The 20,457-nt window shown below is 39.2% G+C and carries 24 protein-coding genes; 15 read left to right on the top strand and 9 right to left on the bottom strand.

Annotated elements, in window-relative coordinates:
• Positions 1-198: 198 nt before the first annotated feature.
• The gene (locus tag DFR58_RS00940) at positions 199-480 is read right to left on the bottom strand and encodes a MerR family transcriptional regulator (protein WP_114295935.1); all 282 of its coding nucleotides are present in this window, start codon (positions 478-480) and stop codon (positions 199-201) included.
• A gap of 530 nt (positions 481-1,010) precedes the next feature.
• Between DFR58_RS00940 and DFR58_RS00935 the strand changes: the two genes are divergently transcribed.
• Both DFR58_RS00935 and DFR58_RS00930 read left to right on the top strand, forming a co-directional pair.
• Positions 1,011-2,114, top strand: coding sequence for an AAA family ATPase (locus DFR58_RS00935; protein ID WP_114295934.1), 1,104 nt, complete (start codon positions 1,011-1,013; stop codon positions 2,112-2,114).
• Positions 2,105-2,962, top strand: a complete 858-nt coding sequence (locus DFR58_RS00930; RefSeq protein ID WP_114295933.1) for a hypothetical protein — start codon at positions 2,105-2,107, stop codon at positions 2,960-2,962. Before DFR58_RS00935 ends, DFR58_RS00930 begins: the two co-directional genes overlap by 10 nt.
• 190 nt (positions 2,963-3,152) lie before the next feature.
• Here the strand turns inward: DFR58_RS00930 and DFR58_RS00925 are convergent, their stop codons facing one another.
• From DFR58_RS00925 to DFR58_RS00900, 6 genes are all read right to left on the bottom strand, one after another.
• Positions 3,153-3,740, bottom strand: a complete 588-nt coding sequence (locus tag DFR58_RS00925) for a 3'-5' exonuclease (protein WP_114295932.1) — start codon at positions 3,738-3,740, stop codon at positions 3,153-3,155.
• A 113-nt stretch (positions 3,741-3,853) separates the two neighbouring features.
• Positions 3,854-4,093: a YkoF family thiamine/hydroxymethylpyrimidine-binding protein gene (locus DFR58_RS00920; RefSeq protein WP_114295931.1), complete on the bottom strand. Its 240-nt coding sequence runs from the start codon at positions 4,091-4,093 to the stop codon at positions 3,854-3,856.
• Positions 4,094-4,163: 70 nt separating this feature from the next.
• Positions 4,164-4,379, bottom strand: coding sequence for a hypothetical protein (locus DFR58_RS00915; protein WP_114295930.1), 216 nt, complete (start codon positions 4,377-4,379; stop codon positions 4,164-4,166).
• Between the two features lie 106 nt (positions 4,380-4,485).
• Positions 4,486-4,833, bottom strand: a complete 348-nt coding sequence (locus DFR58_RS00910; protein ID WP_170137980.1) for a hypothetical protein — start codon at positions 4,831-4,833, stop codon at positions 4,486-4,488.
• A gap of 70 nt (positions 4,834-4,903) precedes the next feature.
• Positions 4,904-5,083, bottom strand: a complete 180-nt coding sequence (locus DFR58_RS00905) for an alpha/beta-type small acid-soluble spore protein (protein ID WP_114295928.1) — start codon at positions 5,081-5,083, stop codon at positions 4,904-4,906.
• A 115-nt stretch (positions 5,084-5,198) separates the two neighbouring features.
• On the bottom strand, positions 5,199-5,423 hold the full coding sequence (locus DFR58_RS00900) for a DUF378 domain-containing protein (RefSeq protein ID WP_114295927.1): 225 nt from the start codon (positions 5,421-5,423) through the stop codon (positions 5,199-5,201).
• A gap of 147 nt (positions 5,424-5,570) precedes the next feature.
• Between DFR58_RS00900 and DFR58_RS00895 the strand changes: the two genes are divergently transcribed.
• Complete coding sequence (locus DFR58_RS00895; RefSeq protein WP_114295926.1) at positions 5,571-5,798, top strand: transcriptional coactivator p15/PC4 family protein; 228 nt, start codon at positions 5,571-5,573, stop codon at positions 5,796-5,798.
• Between the two features lie 10 nt (positions 5,799-5,808).
• On the opposite strand, the gene DFR58_RS00890 is transcribed toward DFR58_RS00895, so the two are convergent.
• The gene (locus DFR58_RS00890) at positions 5,809-5,958 is read right to left on the bottom strand and encodes a hydroxymyristoyl-ACP dehydratase (protein ID WP_114295925.1); all 150 of its coding nucleotides are present in this window, start codon (positions 5,956-5,958) and stop codon (positions 5,809-5,811) included.
• A gap of 544 nt (positions 5,959-6,502) precedes the next feature.
• On the opposite strand from DFR58_RS00890, the gene DFR58_RS21715 reads away from it, so the two are divergent.
• The 12 genes from DFR58_RS21715 to DFR58_RS00835 all read left to right on the top strand — a co-directional run bounded on the left by DFR58_RS21715 (position 6,503) and on the right by DFR58_RS00835 (position 19,544).
• Positions 6,503-6,643 carry a hypothetical protein gene (locus DFR58_RS21715; RefSeq protein WP_170137979.1) on the top strand — a complete coding sequence of 47 codons (141 nt, stop codon included), beginning with the start codon at positions 6,503-6,505 and terminating at the stop codon, positions 6,641-6,643.
• A 44-nt stretch (positions 6,644-6,687) separates the two neighbouring features.
• A complete protein-coding gene (locus DFR58_RS00885) occupies positions 6,688-7,446 on the top strand; it encodes a DUF6873 family GME fold protein (protein WP_114295924.1) in 759 nt (252 codons plus the stop codon).
• A 252-nt stretch (positions 7,447-7,698) separates the two neighbouring features.
• Positions 7,699-8,613, top strand: a complete 915-nt coding sequence (ytxC, locus tag DFR58_RS00880; protein ID WP_114295923.1) for a putative sporulation protein YtxC — start codon at positions 7,699-7,701, stop codon at positions 8,611-8,613.
• A 571-nt stretch (positions 8,614-9,184) separates the two neighbouring features.
• Positions 9,185-10,039: an Asp23/Gls24 family envelope stress response protein gene (locus tag DFR58_RS00875; RefSeq protein WP_114295922.1), complete on the top strand. Its 855-nt coding sequence runs from the start codon at positions 9,185-9,187 to the stop codon at positions 10,037-10,039.
• A 313-nt stretch (positions 10,040-10,352) separates the two neighbouring features.
• Complete coding sequence (locus DFR58_RS00870; RefSeq protein WP_114295921.1) at positions 10,353-10,775, top strand: reverse transcriptase-like protein; 423 nt, start codon at positions 10,353-10,355, stop codon at positions 10,773-10,775.
• A 102-nt stretch (positions 10,776-10,877) separates the two neighbouring features.
• A complete protein-coding gene (locus DFR58_RS00865; protein WP_114295920.1) occupies positions 10,878-12,464 on the top strand; it encodes a spore germination protein in 1,587 nt (528 codons plus the stop codon).
• 39 nt (positions 12,465-12,503) lie between these two features.
• The gene (locus DFR58_RS00860; RefSeq protein WP_114295919.1) at positions 12,504-13,676 is read left to right on the top strand and encodes a Ger(x)C family spore germination protein; all 1,173 of its coding nucleotides are present in this window, start codon (positions 12,504-12,506) and stop codon (positions 13,674-13,676) included.
• A gap of 13 nt (positions 13,677-13,689) precedes the next feature.
• Entirely contained in the window at positions 13,690-14,793 is a 1,104-nt protein-coding gene (locus DFR58_RS00855; protein WP_114295918.1) for a GerAB/ArcD/ProY family transporter, read from the top strand.
• Complete coding sequence (locus tag DFR58_RS00850) at positions 14,790-15,008, top strand: hypothetical protein (RefSeq protein WP_114295917.1); 219 nt, start codon at positions 14,790-14,792, stop codon at positions 15,006-15,008. Before DFR58_RS00855 ends, DFR58_RS00850 begins: the two co-directional genes overlap by 4 nt.
• A 168-nt stretch (positions 15,009-15,176) precedes the next feature.
• Positions 15,177-15,617 (top strand): MarR family winged helix-turn-helix transcriptional regulator, encoded by a 441-nt coding sequence (locus tag DFR58_RS00845; RefSeq protein WP_242987347.1) that lies wholly within the window; start codon positions 15,177-15,179, stop codon positions 15,615-15,617.
• A 43-nt stretch (positions 15,618-15,660) separates the two neighbouring features.
• Positions 15,661-17,388 carry an ABC transporter ATP-binding protein gene (locus DFR58_RS00840; RefSeq protein WP_114295915.1) on the top strand — a complete coding sequence of 576 codons (1,728 nt, stop codon included), beginning with the start codon at positions 15,661-15,663 and terminating at the stop codon, positions 17,386-17,388.
• Positions 17,385-19,544, top strand: a complete 2,160-nt coding sequence (locus DFR58_RS00835; RefSeq protein WP_114295914.1) for an ABC transporter ATP-binding protein — start codon at positions 17,385-17,387, stop codon at positions 19,542-19,544. Before DFR58_RS00840 ends, DFR58_RS00835 begins: the two co-directional genes overlap by 4 nt.
• A gap of 75 nt (positions 19,545-19,619) precedes the next feature.
• On the opposite strand, the gene DFR58_RS00830 is transcribed toward DFR58_RS00835, so the two are convergent.
• A complete protein-coding gene (locus DFR58_RS00830) occupies positions 19,620-20,438 on the bottom strand; it encodes a sporulation peptidase YabG (RefSeq protein WP_114295913.1) in 819 nt (272 codons plus the stop codon).
• Positions 20,439-20,457 lie beyond the last annotated feature (19 nt).

Here is a 20,457-nt window from a genome sequence, read left to right as displayed (position 1 = left end):
CTATTATAATATTGGATATACTTTTGCTCAAATTAACAAGTATATTCTTTATTTCATAAGATATTACTAAGAAAAAGATTATTTTTGAAATACGGCTTTAGGAGGGATAATCCATGTATAATAACGAAGAGACTCAAGGGTAACTATTGCTTATATAATTTTCATTACGATAAAAAGAATTTAATGGATACCATAGCTTTAAAAGGCGGACAAAAATATAAATTTTGTCTGCGAAAAGCTTGCTGAATATCCCCGTGCTGCTTGATTCTTAAGCAGCACGGGGATATTATTTATAGCTGTTTTTACGATCCCGTAATAATATCCCGTATTCTGAAAGCGTCGATCATTCCGCGGCGGTATGTAAACTCCTCCCGCAGTGAGGAGAATTCCAGACTCGCAGCCTGATATCCTGTAAATAGCCTTTGTTGAGAGCTTCAACAGCTTGGCAGCTTCTTCGACTGTCAGTATATCATTTTCCATCTATAGCCTCCTTTCTCTAAAAGCTTCCAATTAATAAAATATCATATTTTTATTGGGAGTAAAGTCAAAATGTTGATTATAGAGAGAAATAAAAAGACATTACTAGACAGACAGTAAAGGAATTGAGGGACAAAACTTGCATAAAATTAGAAAATGGGGACTAAATGAGACAGTAGGGGACACTGCAGAGCAAAATAAATAGAAGCTAGGGTACGGCAGAAGATGATGAGCAGGCTTGCTGTTTACAAGAATTATGACATATATAAAATAAGTTCAAAAACAAAAAGTAAAAGATAATATCGACAATAGAATAAATGTAATATATCATAAATGCATAACCGTGCCTCAATAAGCATCAGGTAATAATGCGGGGGCAAAAGCTATAGAAACGAGTTAGATAGCCCTATTGATTGGCATGAATTGTAATTAATTTGTTAGTATTGTATAATAGCTTATACTGAGGATAAGACTTTAGGTAAACCGAGCAGTAATGGATATCGTAAAGTAATCTAGGACAGGGAGTTAGTATTATGCAGATAAAATTTGTTAGAATAGAAAATTTTAAAGGTATAAGGAATTTGGAAATTGACTTTGTTGATAGGCAATCAGGTAAAATACGGCCTATAACATGCCTGTTTGGGGATAATGGTTCTGGAAAAACTACGGTTTTGCAGGCTTTAGCACTAGTTATTTCTTTAGCGACAAGAAAAATTAACAACCCTTACGAATTTCAGTGGTATGGGTTTCTTGGAGATAGGGTAAGCACTTTTGGTAAGACATATATAGAAGTGGATATTGTCTTAAGTGAGGATGAAATAAATGCAATTGATGAAATTTATAATAAGTGGAAGCAATACTTACCCGTTCAATTTAAAAAAGATAACCTTATAGCTCCTAAAAAGGATAGTTGCATTACTATTATTTATGAGTCGGGCAGAATCAGGGCAAAACAAGGCAGAGGTGCGTTAGTTGAGTTATTGGGAAGATATTATACAAAATCAAGCTTAATACAGAGAGACAAGCAAGACAAAAAATACTTTGACAGGGTAGGAGATGTTTTTTGGTTTGACCAGTATAGAAACCTTGGAAGAGGAAATTATCAAAACATTGAGGGCAATGATGTCGATTCGCAGAAAATTAGCTGGCAAGCGGGTATTGAGGTATTGCGCAAGCATCTGGTAGGGTGGGAGCATAAGCGAAGATACTCGACAAATATAATTCCCGAAGAAGACTATCTGGAAAAACTTCAAGGCTACCTATCAAGGATATTTATCGGATCAAAATTTGATGGCTTGGAAATTATGCCCTCGACTATTGACCAAAGTGAGCCTGAATTCTATTTCATGATAAAAAGGAACGACAGCAGATATGATATAAGTGAAATGTCTTCCGGGGAACAGGCTGTATTTTGTGTGCTATATGAATTTGTCAGGCTTAATATATCCCGTTCAATAGTTTTAATTGATGAGCTTGAGCTGCACTTGCATCCGCCGGAGCAACAGCTTTTATACAACTCCTTAAGAAAAATCGGTCCGGATTGCCAATATATCATTACAAGCCATTCTCCTTATCTAAGAGATATTATTCCGGAAGGACAGACTCTTAGACTGGAAGGAGGAAGTTTATGCCTATAGCAGAGCTTCTTGTAGAAGGTAAAATTGATGCGGAAATAATCAATGTTCTGATGTCTGAGTATGTGCTGCCTTTTGCTGTCCGGATAGGGGGAACAAAGGGTAGCTTGAATACAACAGTAAAAGAAAGACGAAAAGAATTAAAAAAGAATAGTATTTTTTATCTTAGGGATAGAGATTTTGATTATGATGTTGATGTCAATGTGAAAATTCCACAGCCTATCAAGTTTAATAATAACGGAATTGAAATTATTCTTGGATGGCATTGGTGCAGACATGAAATTGAAAATTATTTATTGCAGCCTGATATCGTAAGTGCCGCTTGCTGTGCTCCTGTTTCTGAGGTGATGAAAGAAATAAAAAAGGCGGCGGTTTGCATACGTTTTTATCAGGCAGCTAGATGGACTATTGGCAAATTAAAGAGAAAGGGAATTCTGCCGCCTCCATTTGATTTGCCAACCAAACCAAAGTCAATTGCACAAGAAAAGAAGGATTTTTTAATTGTTGATGATTGCAGTCAGGAAAACTGCTTGAAATTAATACGTAATGACGCTAATGAATTTCTTTCCAGAGTTCAATCTGTTTTAGATGATTCAGAGATAGTAAAGAGATATAATGAGAATGTATCTGATTTTTCATTAGAGAGATGTGAGGATATTGATTGGATCCTACAAGTGTTTTCCGGAAAGGATTTATTTACATCTCTTACTCCATGGATGAAGAAGCTTAAGATTAATCATCCAAGTGAGCTGCGAGACAAGATTGTCTCTTGGATTGGGGACAACCCACGAAAGGCATTGGAAGCTATACCTGAATGGCAGAAACTATTTGAACTATTGCAAAGTGTATAATGCAGCATAAAAATTACCCCCAAAAAAATCTAATGGGCTTACATGCCAGAAAGCAATGAAAGCCCGTTCTCAATCTGTATAAGAGGCAGGTTAAAAAACCATCTCCTATTGATACTTATTATTATACTATTTTTTTATGTATAGGCACTACCAAATAATGAATTTTTTCAATATTTCATAAAGAAATAACTCAGATGGAAACAGAGCCTCCATCCTGCACCTCTGCATTGGGCTCGGTGCAATTTATACAAAGGGCGTCAAACACCTTTATAAAAAGCTCGGCTGTATATCTCGCGTCGGTATATGCCCTGTGCAAATCCTCAGACGGCTTAATGCCCACCGCCGAAAGGGCGTTTATAAGGCTGAACCTCTGGCCGGGAGGGGAGTTGTGTATCTTTGAGAATTCCTTCTGTATGTCAAAGGATTTGCTCAGCCACTTTCCGCTCATGTTGTTTAAGCGGCAGTTTGATTTCAAATGGTGAATGTCGTCATTGCCCCACGTGCAAATAAGACAGCCTTCTCCCATCCAGTGCCGGAAGTCCGATAAAACCTCCCTGAAGCTTCTGGCATCATTTATTTCCTGTTGAGAAATATGTGTTTTTCTTTTAATCAGAGGGAAAAGCTTCTTGTGAAATTTGGGCTTTACAAATGACTGGAAGGAATCGTCTACCTCCAGCATTTGATTCAGCTTTACTGCCCCTATCTCAATTATTTCATTCGGAAGCCTTCCCTTATACGCTTTGCTGTTAAGCTCCAAATCAACTATTATATAATGCATTTTTGTTTTCTTTCTATAAATTTTGTAGGCTTTACTTATATATTATTATATTAAACTATAATAAAATGCAATAAGGACCTCAATTTTATATGAAGTCCTTAAAAAAATTTTTACTAGTGGGCGGAGTTTGATATTGTAACTACCATGCTTATTTCTCCTCCGCTGCCCTCGGCCTTTGAGAACATATCCGAAAGACTGCTGAAAACCTCCTCCTTAGAGCCTGTCAGTCTGGTGCTTAAGGAACTCACACTATAATCAACCCTTTTTTTCTTCAAGGTATCGATAGAGTCGGTGATTACTTCCGAGGCGCTGTTTGTTTTAAGAGGGTATATTGCAACATCTGCCGTAATCATTTATAAACCTCCCTTAATAATCTTTAATAATTTTGTTCAGTGTACTCGTACACCTAGTGTACGCGTACATTTAATGTACGAGTTCACTTTGCTCAATTACATCAACATAGCATTCCTTAAGCTTCTCTTCGGCCGAGCAGCTCTGCTGGTAAAACCAGAATTTTACCTTGTCCTCAATATCCTTGTCGCTGTCGTTCTCATCGGGAGTGTAGGGATAGATAGCTATTACCTTATTTGTTTCTTTTTCCCGCAAGCCTATAGTTACTGACCCATGCAAGTTTTTCATAAAAATCCTTTCCAAAAGTATATTTACATATGTCTGATTTTAGAGCCTATTATATATGGTTTCTGTTTTTAAATTATTTTATTCAGGTTAAAGCACCTTCCGTGTGTTAATCCATATGGTTCTTCAGAGGCGGCTTATCCTTTTCGAGACTGACATGCAGGCTTACACTTTTTTTAATCCTTTCTAAACGTTTAAATTCGCTAAGGCTGTATATGCCGTATTTCATACAGCATTTTTTGCACACCGACTTGTTTGAAGAATATCCGGGGATAGGGCTTAGAGGCTTATGAATTTTAAAGGCTGTCCTTGGCTTTATTCTCTTGCAGCTCGAACAGAAGGGAAAAATATCGGGAAGAAACACCAGTATAATAATCAATGCCAGTACAGCCAGCATCAGTACGTTTATGCTCATTTGCATCACCATAAAAATATCTTTGCTAATTATTATTTTCACAGTCGCTTTTTTATTCTCCAATATTAAAAAAAGGAGCAGCCTTTTTATCGGCTGCTCCTTTTCAGGGCATTTACTTATTATAATTATTTCCAGTGTAGGATTGAAAAACCTTCTTAACAATGTTTCCACCGATTTTTCCCGCATCCCTAGATGACAGGTCTCCGTTATAGCCCTGCTTTAAATTTACGCCAACCTCAGAAGCTATTTCATATTTCATTTGTTCAAACTGTGTTTTACTGTTGTAAGCCATCGCTATAGCCTCCACATAGTTTATTCACCAGCGGATATATGACCCTAAATCCATTGGTGTACCCTTATGATTTGCATTTTAATTAATTTTATAACGGAAATAAATGTGTTTTTCATTAATGTGATCCTTCTCCCGCGCGTACATTCTGCCTGAATAGGAGGCTAATGCTGTATAAACCTGCAATACCTACAAGGGTGTATATTGTTCTGCTTACAAATGAAGTGTTTCCTCCGAAAATTGCCGCTACCAAATCGTATTGGAATAATCCGACAAGCAGCCAGTTTAAAGCTCCTATTATAACAAGAATTAATGCCAGTCTGTCTAATGGAGTCCTATTCATTATTATGTCAGCTCCTTTTTCCTTATTTTTAATTTATTATTTCCTGCTTACAATTAAATAATTCATACAGCAAAAATTTATTAGGCATATAAATATATATTTATGGTATAATGAATTTTAGCTTATAAAAAATGTGGAGGGGAGACTATGGCGGATTTTTGGGATAGCGAGGAATTGGTTGGCAAGATTGTTAAAAACAGCCGGGAAGAGATACATATAAAGACAGTGGAAAAAAACAAAAAAAAGTATGTAGACATACGGGTTTTTTGGTATGACAGCAATTCTGATACGTTTAAGCCCAGCCAGAAGGGTGTGACTATGGCTTATGACAACTATAATGAATTTAAGGAAATCATTGCAGGGATACAAATATAAAAACACCTGATTATTTTTGAATATGCGTTTTCTTTGCTTTCCTTGGCTGAAAATACACGCAGTCTGAGGATATTGATACCAGATTGGTTGCGGTATTTTCCATAGTGCATTTTCCGTCCACCTGATGAATGCAATTTGAAGAACAGTTAATTGTGGTCATAACAGCACCTCCCGTACGAAAGTGAAGATAATTACAGTCAACTATAAGCTATTTTTATAATATAACCGTAAAGCATTAAATTTATTAAATAAATTATATTTATTAATAGCAATATAAAAAATTAGCCGCGCCTGATTTCAGGCGCGGTTTATTTAAATAACTGTCCATTTCCGCGGTAACAGACAGTTAGTTCTGGTATATATTTATGGGCCTGATTTTTATTTATGTCAATTATTAAGAAATATTTGACGATATCTATCGTGCATTAAAAATTCCTTCATAATTGAAAATATTATATATATGGATAACGAACCGTAAAACTAAATGTTTGTTCTATTCTAAGGGTTGGTTATCTCAAAATATATTTTATACTCATTGTTCACTTTAGTATATTATGAACACAGAGGTCAAAGTGTGAAATTATTCTATCGGTGCGGGCAGGCAAATAAATTCATGAATACTTGTGAGAGGCTTTTAAACAAAGGGTATATATATAGTATATATATAGGATGCAATAAAGATTTTACAAACATGGAGGATATAATTGCTTACAGAAATTTTTAACTACAACGAAAAGACGCCTTGCGGGGAAATGTCTCACGGGTATGTCATCAGGCGCTTTTCGTCAGATGTATTCCTTACGGGTCAAAAAAATTTCTTCCATCAAGTTATATCCTCCATGTAAAATCTTTATTGCTAAATATATAGCATAGAAATGGAGAATTTAGTGTGAATTTTATTGAAATACCAGGCCTTCCCCGCTCTAAGGCATGTCTTGCAATTGTTGACGGGAGAATAGAGGCTAGGATTGAAGAGGCTATGGCTAAGCAGGGCATTGCGTTGATTAAGACAGAGAAGCATCAAGGGGTGCATGACGCAATTTCGTATCATCCCGATGTAATGCTGCATCACTTGGGAGGCAGGTACATGGTTTATGCTCCCGAAACTCCCTGCTCTACTCTGGACAGGCTTAGAGATTTCGGATTGATTCTTATAAAAGGAGAAACCGCTTTAACGCACGATTATCCGGGAGACTCGGCATACAATGTTGCAAGAGTAGGAGGACATGCCTTTCATAATACCAGATATACTGACCCCGTTTTAAGGCGGGAGCTGGAAAAGAGGGGAGTGGATCTTATCCATATAAATCAAGGCTATTCTAAATGCTCTATATGCATTGTCGATCAAAAAAGTATAATTACCGGAGATAAGGGAATTTTAAAAGCTACCGGGAAAAAAGAAATAGAAGTGCTGCATGTGGAGCAGGAGGACAATATTGTGCTTACAGGCTTTAAATATGGCTTTATAGGTGGGAGTACAGGACTTTTGGACACAACCAGACTGGCTTTTTCGGGTAATGCCGGAAGTCTTAAGTCATACGCTGCAATTAATGAATTTATTAAAAGCAGGGGAATGGAAATATTTTCTCTTTGTGACGGGCCTGTTAAAGATATAGGATCTATTATCCCGCTTGCCGTCTCGCGGTAATTTACCTTAAAGTGTACAATTTTCAATGAATTTTGTTTTTGTACTTTAAGTAACTTAACAATTTAAAATACATATAATGTATCAGAAATAAAAGATAAAAATTTCTTAAGACTTTTATAGGGTAATCTATAAATTTCTAATATAAGAAATTATTATAAAACATGGAAAATAAATGGCAAAAATTGCAAGTGCTCTTTGCTGCATACAACAATTTGCGTAGACATATACTACACTTGAAGGGATGTGAAGTTGATGCGGTTTCTGTGCGTTGGAGTTAACGAATGCGCCGATGAAGTATTTAAGCACATAAACACTGAATTAAAGCAGCTAAAAGGTGATAATATAGATTATACTATTAGTAAAGTTAATTCCGATGGTTCGACTTCCATAATCTGTAGCATAAGTGAGGACAGATTTGCAGGCGAAAAATCAGGCCAATACTATAATACTTTTATAGTATATTTATCTAACGCACTGGCTGACTATATAATAAGAAAGTACGAAGAAAAGCTTGTATCAAGGATAATAAACAGTAATTATTGTTATTTCAACACAACCGAAAAAAAGCAAATATTAAATATTGCTTTAAATGTAATAAGGGATGACGACAAAAATTTTTTAAACAGCCTTTTTCGCATGAGGAGACGAAATGTAATAATACGGAAGCTTATGGATTATTTTGAAAGCTGTGACAGCTTAATACTGGACGGGTTTGTGAATTTCAGACTCAAGGATTATATGAAGGATCTGGAAGAAATTGTTGATAAGGCAGTGGATGAGTTTCTTATGGAAAGGGAATACAGGGAATTTATAAGGCTGCTTAAGTATTTTGTGGAAATACAGGATCCTAAATTTGACGTAATTCATGTTATTGTAGGATATGATAATAGGTATATATTACTTGATCAAAATAAAATAGAAATAACCAATGAATGTATTCAGGAGTTTGTTAATGAAATATCAGAGGGAGAGATAAATTACGATGATCTTCTGGTGAGCTCACTAATAACGCTTGCTCCTAAAAATATAATAATTCACAGCACGGATCAATTTAAAAACAAAGAGCTTCTGGAAACAATAAAAAACGTATTTTCAGGAAAAGTGAGGATATGCGGCGGGTGTGAAATTTGTATGATTAATATGGTTAAAAGTGAAAATAAGAAATAAAAAGCAAGGGGCTGGTTGCAATTATAGCTGGCTCCTTTTTTTTTGCCCTTGCAGACAAGAATTTACACCAAACAGCAAGTAATTGCAAAATAGTACTAATTACCTATACACAAATTTTTACATATATATTGACAATGAAAATTCTAGTGATAAAATATAGAGTATAAGATGAATTAAAATATTACATAAAATTATAGCTTTCCTTTTCTAATATAGCTATAGGCTGTTATACAGGGGTATGAATTTTTAAGTTATATAAAAATTTCCATAAGAAAAAACCTTAGCTGCAGTATGGCTGAAGTTTACATACAAAAGATAAAGAGCAAAAATTTACAAAAGACGCAAGAGCAAAAATTTACAAAAGAAAAATTGTCCGGGTAAAAAGGGAGTCTGAGACTCTCTTTTTTCCACTTTTCGTCAGATGTATTCCTGACGGGTCAAAAAAATTTCTTCCATCAAGTTATATCCTCCATGTAAAATATTTATCGCTAAATATATAGATGCAATAAAGCATGGAAATATGATAAAATATCAATACTGACTACACTTAAATTTATAGAGGTATATACAGATGAAGGTTATAGGGTTTATCGGCCCCAGCGGAACAGGGAAAAGCCACAGGTCGTCATGGGTTGCGCGAGAGAGAGGAATTGAATTTATAATAGATGACGGCTTGCTTATAAGGGGAAGCCGTATTATTGCAGGAAAAACAGCTAAAAGGGAAAAGACAAAAATAGGCTCTATAAAATGTGCGTTATTTAATGAGGACAGACATGCAGAGGATGTAAAAAAGGCTATAAGGCTTTATGAGCCTGAGCAGATACTTATACTGGGTACATCCGACAATATGGTTGATAACATTGCAAGAAGGCTTGGGTTCCCTCCTGTAAGCGGGAGGATTTATATACATGAGGTGGCAAGCGATTTTGAGATTAAGCAGGCTCTTTCTACCAGAAAGGAGCAGGGAAAGCATGTTATACCTGTGCCGACATTTGAGATAAAAAAGGATTTCTCAGGATATTTTTTAGATCCTCTTCAGATTTTCAAAAGAAAGGGAAAGGGAAGCTACCAGCTTATAGGAGAAAAATCTGTAGTAAGGCCAACCTTCAGCTATATGGGTAATTATACCATATCGGATTATACCGTTTATCAGATTATTGAGTACGTTACGTCCAATATTGAGGGAGTTAGCAGAATATCACGCTTCAGAGCCGAAAATCATCCCGATGGGATATATATAGAAATGGATCTTGTGCTGATATACGGGTATATAATAAAACCTCTGCTCAGAAAAATTCAGGATAAGGTAACAGAAGAGGTTGAGCATTTAACAGCCTTGAACATTAAAGCGATGAATATTATGGCGAAAAGCCTTGTGATGGATTCTAAGAAGGGCGCGGGGGCAGCAGCCTTAAGCAGAGAATAAAACAAAAATTTAAAAGCACAAATAAAACGGGAGCTTTGGATAAAATTTCAAAGCTCCCGTTTTATTTGTGCTTTTATACGAAAAGGGAAGGCAAATGGGCAATAATGGCTAAATGCCTTTAATAAAAGGAATACTAAAAAATGTATTCAAAAATAAAAAATTAACATACGTTCTCTTGTTATAACAAATATGTTATAATGATAAAAACAAAGGTTCAATTTATGTATGACTGATGGTTTGTTTATTTACTAAATTTACTAAATAGCAGAGCGACTTGCTGAATATACGAATATATTTAAAGGATAGATAAATAATGATTTTAAAAATTAATTTTGATGCGAGCTTTATGCCTAACAGTAAAATATCGGGAATTTCTGTCATTATTAAAAATGAGGGAGACAAGCTTATACTAAAATCCTCAAAAAGGGTTTTATGCAAAAACAGTAATGAAGCCGAGCTAAGGGCTTTAAACAAGGCAATAGGGTATATAAACGACAGACAGTTAAAAAATTTGCTGCCCAAGAAATGCCACATAAAAATATACGGCGATAGTCAGGCTGTCATAGAAATTTCGAAAAAACAGAAAAAAATGAAGGGTGTGGAGATAAGCTTGATGAGGTCCTTCATAAACGGACTTAAAGTGCTTAATAAGAATAATGATGTTCTTTTTTCGTGGATTGGAAGAAAAAATAATGCGGAGGCCGATCGTGAGGCGCGGGCGGCCTTAAGCAAATGAGATATTTATAGGGCAGGGGAAAATATAAATTAAGCTGTTCATGTGTAATATTTGCTTTTTTGGTTTAAAATAAGTGGATAAAACTAAAGCCAAGGAGCGAATATGTTTAGATATATCCTCAGAAAAGTAGCTTTCTTAAGCACCTGCGGGAAAAATTCAAATGAGAAATATAAATATAAAGAAGTGGAAGAAAACAGGCTATGTACCGATATTGATCAAAATTTGGAAGCTTTAAAAAATATTTTGGGCTCAAGCAACGATATTATTACCCGTGAATTCGTTTTTGCGGGTGAAGGACGGGTTAAGGGGCTTCTTGTATTTATAGAGGACCTGGTAGATAATAAGATAATTAATGAAAGCATAATAAAGCCATTAATAAGTGGAACACCTTTAATTTACAAAAAGGAGAATGCGGACAATGTAAATGTTGTGAAATCGGAAATGCTTTCTGTGGGAGACGTAAAACAGGAGAACAGCATGGATGAAATTGTATATTCCTGCCTGTCGGGAGATACTGTCCTGTTAATAGACGGGAGTGCCGAGGCTTTGATTATTGCAAGCCAAGGAGGAGAGAACCGCGGCGTAGAGGAGTCCAAGACAGAGTCTGTTGTGCGAGGGCCTAGAGAATCCTTCTCTGAGGATCTGAGGACAAACACCTCTCTGCTAAGAAGAAAAATCAAAAATCCCGACCTTACTCTGGAAAAAATGAAAATAGGCAGACGCACCGGGACAATGGTGTGCATTTCATACATTAAAAATCTGGCAGCCCCTGAGCTTATAGAGGAGGTAAGGAGACGCCTGAAAGCGATAGATACGGATGCAATCCTCGAATCGGGATATATTGAACAATTTATAGAGGATGCTCCTTTCTCTATTTTTCCGACAGTTTCCCACAGTGAGAAGCCGGATGTTATCGCGGCAAAAATTTTGGAGGGCCGTGCCGCTATAATGATTGACCGCACACCATTTGCGCTTACCGTACCAATGCTTTTTATAGAGGACTTTCAAAGTCCCGAGGATTACTATTCCCGCCCGTATTTTTCAAGCTTTATAAGGATAATAAGATTCCTGTCGTTTTTAATAAGCATTCTGGCTCCCGCAACCTATGTGGCCTTAACCACATTTCATCAGGAACTCATTCCCACCAATTTGCTTTTAACTATGGCGGCTGCAAGAGAGGGAACACCTTTTCCATCCGTACTGGAGGCCGGTATTATGGTGATAACCTTTGAGATCTTAAAAGAAGCCGGCATAAGGCTTCCACGGCCTGTCGGACAGGCCATAAGCATTGTCGGTGCCCTGGTTGTGGGAGAGTCTGCCGTTTCGGCAGGGCTTATAGGGGCTCCTATGGTAATCGTGGTGGCAATAACTGCGGTGTCAAGCTTTGTAGTGCCTTTCCAGTCGGATACCGGTTCAATTTTGCGTATTATACTCCTTGGTCTGGCGGGATTTATGGGAGCAGTGGGGATTATGATGGGATTGTTGGTGCTTATTGTGCATCTTGCGTCCTTAAGATCCTTTGGAGCTCCATATTTTTCGCCTCTGGCTCCGCACAATGCAAGCGGCATGAAGGATACTGCCATAAGAGCGCCTATATGGTTAATGGACACCCGCCCATCATCTATTGACAGGGATAAGCGGCGGAGGCAGGCGGCACACTCCAAGCCTGAGCCTCCCAAGAAACAGTGACAATGTGGGACAACATATTTATTGTGCGAGGTATAGCCTATGGGATCAAGCTTTAAGACGATATTAAAACAAATAGCCTGTTTTTTTCTTATACTGACTCTGTCCGGGTGTTGGAACAGCCGTGAGCTGAATACTATCTCCATTGTTATGGGAACCGGCTTGGATAAGCCTGAGGATGGTGAGGGGGTGCTTATTACGGCCCAGGTTGTAAAGCCCGGGGAAATAAAAGCTTCTGAAAAGGAAGGAACAACGGGCACGGACAGTAACGCATACTGGAATTTGGAAAGGGAAGGAATGAGCACTTTTGCAACGGTGAGGGGATTTACCCATCAGGCCAGCCGGAGATTGTTTTTTCCGCATAATCAGGTACTGATATTAGGAGAAGACTTTGCCGAAGAAAATGTACGAAAAAAGATTGACATTTTTGTCAGAGATCCTGAAAATAGACTAACTGTATGGGTTCTGGTGTCAAAGGGTAAGGCGAAGGATATATTTTATGTCAAGCCTGAGCTGGAGAAAATAACGGCTTTAAGCATTTCAAATATGGTAGATGCCTACGCCGCCACATCTCAAAGTATTTCGGTTAATTTAAAGGATTTTTTAACCAGAATCATGAGTGATTCTACCGCGCCTGTAGCTCCTTTTATCAAAATAGCAGAGAAGGGAGGAAAAGAGGTACTGGTCATGGAGGGAACGGCGGTTTTTAAAAAGGACGGGCTGGCGGGTGAGCTGGACAGTAAGGAAACCCGCGGGCTGATGTGGGTGCTTGGCAGGGTGAAGAGCGGCATTATTGAGAGCCATTTTTCTGAAGGGGGAGAGTACGTAGCATTTGAAATAGTCCGGGCCAGCAGTAAAATATCTCCCGAGATAAAAAACGGAAAGCCTTGTGTCAAAATAACTATTAATGAAGAGGGAAATGTGGGAGAAGAAAATTTTCGAGATGGGCTAGACCTTGCCTCAATGGTCAAAGAGCTGGAGGGAAAAAAGTCTGAGGTTATTAAAGGGGAAGTAATGGCGGCACTTAAAAAGGCCAAGGAACTCAATGCCGATATTTTCGGGTTTGGGGAGAAAATACATAAAAGCTATCCCAAGCAATGGGCAAAGCTAAAGGATAACTGGGACACGGTGTTTAATGATCTGGAGGTAGAGGTGCTTGTAAATGCCAAGCTTCTTCTGACGGGAGAAATTAAAACTATAGAGCAGGGAAAATAGGAGTGCATAGCTTATGAAAACTGAAAAGTACAAGATTTCCAATTCTCAGATGATGTTCATGTCAATAAGCTTTATACAGGGTGCCCACCTGACCATAGGCTTTATGTCGGACATCACGGGGCGTGATATTTGGGCGGCAGTTATAGCGGCCTTTTTAGTCAGTCTGATTTTTATATCCATTTATATAAAGCTGGCACAAAAATTTTCCGGAAAAAGCCTTATACAGATTAATGATATTTTGTATCCCGGAGTTATCGCAAAATTCATTTCCTTGGTTTATATTCTATTCTTTTTTATGATTGGTGTTGAAAATCTGGTGTTTACCGGACGGTTTATATTAAGTTATGTACTTCCCGAAACCCCGCTGTGGGTAGTTGTGACCATGGTTAATTTTGTTTGCGGATGGGCTGTGCTAAGGGGAATAGAGGTAATAGCCAGATGCTGCTTCCTTTTTTCACTGATATCTGCTTCGGCTGTGCTTGTGGTAACTCTTCTGGTGGCAAAGGATATGGATTTCAGCAATTTGCAGCCTTTTTTTGAGACTTCGTTAAAAAGATTTATACAGGGAGCTCATGTTATAGCCACAATACCCTTTTGCGAAATTTTAGTTTTCCTTATGCTGGCTCCGAACATTGGTGATATAAAGGGTATGAAGAAGTCTATACTTCTTGGGGTGTCTTTAAGCTTCATCCAGTTACTGGTAATAGCAATCAGAGATGTTGCGGTTCTGGGCCCATTGATTTCTATTATAGTTTCGCCTTCCTTTGAGACTACCAGAGTCATAAATATATACCAAATTATAACGAGATTGGATATACTTATTGCCATTGTGCTTATAATTTCAATGTTTGTGAAGATCTCCATTTTCTATTATGCCGTAACAAAGGGCTTGGCAGAGCTGTTTAAGCTCAATTCCTATACCTATGTTATAGTGCCTGTGGGGATTGTCATGATAAACCTCTCCATTATGACATTCGGCTCCAGTGCGCAGTCTGATTACGCCGCAGCCCATATATGGCCGTCTTTTGCTCTTTTATTTGAGTTTATAATTCCCCCCGTCTCTTTGATAATAGCTCAAATAAAGGGAATGAATAAAAAAAGGGAGGAAGTCGGATGATATTTATACTGGTTGCTATTTTAGCGGTTACAGGTTTTTTCGGAGTGCGGGAGCTGGTGTTGAAAAGGTACTGGCGGGAGCTTGTTCTATATTCATTTCTTTTTTTATGCGGATCGGCATTAAGCATCCTGCAGGCTATGAGGATCGACCTGCCCGATCCCAATATAGCTTTACAGTATGTGTTTAAGGATATACTGAATTTATATTATAAATAACAAAAGTCTTAAATAGCGGTCACTTCTTAAAAGAGTGGCCGCTTTTTTAATTATAATTCTCTTGACATTAATATGCTACAGGTATTAGAATAGATATTAAATATTTCGCATACGAAATATTTGCACACGAAATATTTTTACATGGTATTTACATGAGGGGAGGTGCAGGTGTTGGATACATCGAGCAAGGACAGGAGCACACAGGTGCTGCAATTATTTAAAGAGGTTGCATGTATTTTCCATAATAAAAAGGCTAAAACATTTGAGGCTTTTGGCATTACTCCACCTCAGGGAATGGTTGTAGGTATATTGGGCAGAAAAAAGGAAATGAAGCTAAGTGATTTAAGCAACGAGCTGGGCTTGTCCAACAGCACCGTATCGGGCATTATAGACAGGCTTGAAAAGCAGGAATCAGTTGAAAGAATAAGAAGCAAGGAGGATAAAAGGGTTGTATATGTAAGGCTTACCGATGGATTTAAGAAAATGAACAAAGGCTTTCATGAAAAGCTGGATCAGCTCGCACAAAGCACAATGAGCGAATGCAGCGAGGAAGATTTTGAAAAAATAATCGACGGATTGGAAACCTTAAAGAAAATACTGAGTAAATGAAGTTATTTTTACACATATGCTTTTGACAGGAGATGAATGTTTTATGATTAAGCTGTATAGGTTTTTAAAGCCCTATGCCGCATTTATAGCCAGCGTGCTGCTGCTTGTATTTTTGCAGACGCTTGCCGATTTGTATTTGCCTACTTTAATGTCGGATATAGTTAACAACGGTATTATGAACGGCGATACGGGCTATATTTTAAGGGTGGGCGGAATTATGCTGGCTGTCGCCGCCGCAGGCACCACTTGTGCAGTCATAGCCAGCCTGCTGTCTTCAAAGACCGCGATGGGGTTGGGGACAATTTTAAGGAATAAGCTGTTCAACAGGGTAGAAAGCTATTCTCTTCATGAGTTCGACCGGTTTGGAACGGCTACGCTTGTTACAAGGACAACAAATGACATTATACAGGTTCAGATGGTTACAATTATGATCATGAGAATGATGATAAGCGCTCCCATCACTGCCATAGGGGGAGTTATTATGGCCTTCTCCCAGGATAGAATGCTGACCTGGGTGCTGGTTATTGCGGTGCCGTTGCTTACGCTGGTAATTCTTCTGCTTGCGAAGAGGGGAATGCCCTTCTTTAAATCAATGCAGGTTAAAATTGATAAGATTAATCTGGTGCTGCGGGAAAACCTCACAGGTATGAGAGTTATAAGGGCATTTAACAGGGATGAGCATGAAAAGGCGCGCTTTGAGGACGCAAATAAAGACCTGACCGACAACTATATTAAGGTAAACCGCATTATGGCATTTATGATGCCTTCCATGATGCTGATTATGAATATTACCTCTATAGCCATTTTGTGGTTCGGAAGCATGCGTATTGACAATGGGGACATGAACCTAGGGGCGCTTATTGCTTTTATGCAGTATGCAATGCAGATATTGTTTTCAATGCTTATGCTTTCCATTATGTTTATTATGGTTCCCCGTGCTCAGGCGGCCGCCGAAAGGATTAACGAGGTTATTGAGATTGTCCCCGGAATTGTTGACCCTGAGGATGTCAAAAAAGTGGCACAGGGGAAAGGCTTTGTGGAGTTTAAGAATGTTACCTTCAGTTATCAGGGTGCGGAGCAGCCCGCGCTTTCGGGCATATCCTTCAGTGCCAGTCCCGGAGAGGTCACCGCTGTCATAGGAGGCACCGGCTCGGGCAAATCGACTCTTATAAATCTTATACCGCGCTTTTATGATGTTGACGAGGGGAGTGTGCTTGTTGACGGCGTTGATGTAAGAGAGATGTCACAGAAGGAGCTGAGAGCAAAAATAGGGTTTGTACCCCAGAAGTCAATTTTGTTTTCGGGCACAATCCGGGAGAATATAGGCTATGGCAAGGATGATGCGGATGAAGAGGAGATCAGGTATGCTGCCGGGGTAGCTCAGGCAAGCGAATTTATTTCAAATATGAGTGACGGCTTTGATACTATGATTTCACAGGGGGGAACCAATGTGTCCGGCGGACAGAAGCAGAGGCTCTCAATAGCCCGCGCACTGGTGAGAAGGCCCGAGATATATATTTTTGACGACAGCTTCTCTGCGTTGGACTTTAAAACAGATGCCAGACTGCGTGCGGCATTGAAAAAAGAAATAGATAATGCCACGGTGATTATTGTAGCACAGAGGGTGGGAACCGTTATGGATGCAGACAGGATTATTGTAATGGATGAGGGACGGATTGCGGGTATGGGGACACACAGGGAGCTGATGAGCACCTGCGATGTATACCGCGAAATTGTATCTTCGCAGTTGTCGGAGGAGGAATTGGCATGAGCGGACAAAATAACGAGAAAGCTGCCCGGGCACAACAAAAGAGAGAGCCGGTTCACGGAGGCCCCGGAGGAGCTATAGGAAGACCTGTCGAGAAGGCAAAGAATTTTAAGAGGACTCTAAAGAGGCTTATAGGCTATTTGAAGCCCCAGAGAATAAATTTAACAGTGGTTTTGATTTTTGCCGTAATAGGCATGACCTTTACAATAGTTGCTCCCAAAATAAGCGGAGATGCAATGAACAAGCTAAAGGACGGAGTCGTAGCCAAAATGGCTGTACAGCAGTTGACGGATGTGCAGAAGAAGCTTCGGGAAGGCGCACAGAAGCCGGAGGGTGACCCGGCACAGGATTTTCCTTTGGAGCAGTACGATTCCAAAGCTCTTGAGGCAATTAAGGAGGTAATGAATTTACCTCTTATAGGAGAGATTTCAGATGCAGATGAAAAGGCAGATGCGGCAGAAAAAATCATAAATCTTCAAAAGAGCATTCCTTCCGGAGAAGGGCAAAAAATGAGCATGTCCGATGAGCAGATACAGGATGCTTTAAGGTGCATAAGAGAAACGGGAGGAAGGGTTGATTTTGATGCTATAGCACAGATCCTCATCATGCTTCTCGGCTTTTATGTTCTAAGCTCCTCGTTTACCTTTATAATGCAGTTTGTTATGGCGGGGGTGGCTCACAAAACAGTCTACAGGATGAGAAAGGATGTCGACGACAAGCTCCCTAAATTGCCTCTGAAATATTTTGATTCCCGGACCCACGGAGAAATACTGAGCCGGATGACAAACGACATTGACACAATATCTCAAACCCTTCAGCAGAGCCTTACACAGCTAATCACTTCAATAGTGCAGATTGCGGGGTACATCGTGATGATGCTTACAATAAGCCCTGTGCTGACGCTTATTGTTATGGCTACGCTTCCGCTTTACATTTTTGCAACCGCCTTTGTGGCAAAGAAATCCCAAAAGCACTTCGCGGCGCAGCAAAAGGAGCTGGGAGAGCTCAGCGGGCATGTTGAGGAGATGTATGGCGGGCATAAGGTAGTAAAGGTATTCGGGCATGAGGAGAAATCCATAGAAAAATTCAGCGCGATCAATGACAAGCTGTATGATTCGGGCTGGAAGGCGCAGTTTATATCTGGGGTCATGTTTCCCCTTATGAATTTTGTAAGCAATGTGGGTTATGTGCTCATAAGCATAGTGGGAGGCATATGGGTTACCAAAAACAGGCTTAACCTAGGTGACATTACTGCATTCATTCAGTATTCAAGATCCTTTACAATGCCTATTGTGCAGACCGCAAACATAGCAAATATCATTCAGTCTACAGTTGCATGTGCAGAGCGTGTTTTTGAAATACTTGACGAGCAGGAGGAGGCGCCCGACAATTCTGATGCCAGAGTGCTGGAATTCCCCAAAGGAGAGGTGGTAATCCAGAATCTGGACTTCCGCTATAAGGAGGATGTGCCCCTTATTGAAAACATGAATCTTCATGTAAGATCAGGAGAGACTATTGCAATAGTAGGGCCCACAGGGGCAGGGAAAACTACTCTTGTAAACCTGCTTATGCGTTTTTATGAGATAAGAGGAGGAAGAATTTCAATTGACGGAATTGATATAGTTGACATAAAACGCAATGCTTTAAGAAAGATATTCGGAATGGTGCTGCAGGATACATGGCTGTTTAATGGGACTATAAGGGAGAATATTGCATATGGACGCGAAGGGGCATCGGAGCAGGAAATCTTTCAGGCTGCTAAAGCTGCTCACGCCGACCACTTTATAAGGACCCTTCCTGATGGATATGATACAATATTAAATGAAGAGGGAACTAATATATCACAGGGACAAAAGCAGCTTTTGACTATTGCCCGTGCGATACTGGCAAACCCCGCAATACTCATTTTAGATGAAGCGACAAGCAGTGTGGACACAAGGACAGAGCTTCTGATACAGAAGGCCATGGCAAACCTTATGAAAGGAAGAACTAGCTTCGTTATCGCTCACAGGCTGTCCACCATACGCGATGCTGAGGTAATTCTTGTAATGAATAACGGAAAAATTATAGAGCAGGGAAGCCATAAGGATTTGCTTTCAAAGGGAGGCTTTTATTCGGATCTCTATAACAGCCAGTTTACAGGAGCTAATCTGGCATAAAAGGGGTATCGGGGGGATGCCCCACTTGCCTGTGATGCTTTTGCCACAGGCGGGGCATCTCCTGGACATATCCTGCTATACCCAGGTTAAATGTCCTTTAGTGTTAACTCCCCCGATTCCCTTCTCTCCCGATACCGTAAGCCTTATTACATCTTTTGGAAGTATGATTTTACGGGAGTCGGTGAGGGCTATCTTTTTTGCTATTATCGAAGGATCAAGCGCATTGATCAGTATCCTGCCGGGAGAGCTGGCAAAATTTGCACCCGCATCTATTATGGCTTCATAATATGATTGACAGGCTCCCGCAAAAATGCTCAGACGATCCTTATCGGGCTGATATTTTCTGGCTATATTTACACACTGTATAAAATACTTTGAGGTTCTGTAGCTTTCTACCGAATCTCTTTTTTCATTTCCCTTCTTTATACCGTCATGGCCTGTGACTACCAGTATATCAGGACGGTTTTGCTCAAGAAGATTTCTTACAATCCCGGGCTGCTGGCTTTCCGGGGCAAGTATTCCCACAGGCTCCAGTCTTGCTTCCTTGTATTGCTTCATGCACATATCCAGAAAATCCCTGCTGGAATCTATGTGAAGTATTTTTCCGGGCTTGGCATTAAACCTGCTCAGTAATAAAAGGTTATTGAGATTACTCTTTTTGTTTACTAATTGACTGACATTGGAAAAATATCTTTGAGCGCTTAAATATGCGTTTCTGGAATTTTTCTTTACAAGGTCGTCTTCCGCCGAATCCGCTTCAATTCTGTGAAGCAGTCCTCTCAGTACAAAAACAGGCTTTGCTCTGCTTGTGCTTATTATATCGGTTACTGCAAAATAAACATCGGAGCCATAGGATTTCCTTGTTACAACGTCACCTATCTGAAAATCGGACATATATTTATCCCCCCAAAAA

Source organism: Anaerobacterium chartisolvens (genome assembly GCF_003337415.1).
In the GTDB taxonomy this organism is placed as follows: domain Bacteria; phylum Bacillota; class Clostridia; order Acetivibrionales; family DSM-27016; genus Anaerobacterium; species Anaerobacterium chartisolvens.
Note: the sequence above shows the minus strand (reverse complement) of the source record. Positions and strands in the feature narration are given on the sequence as shown.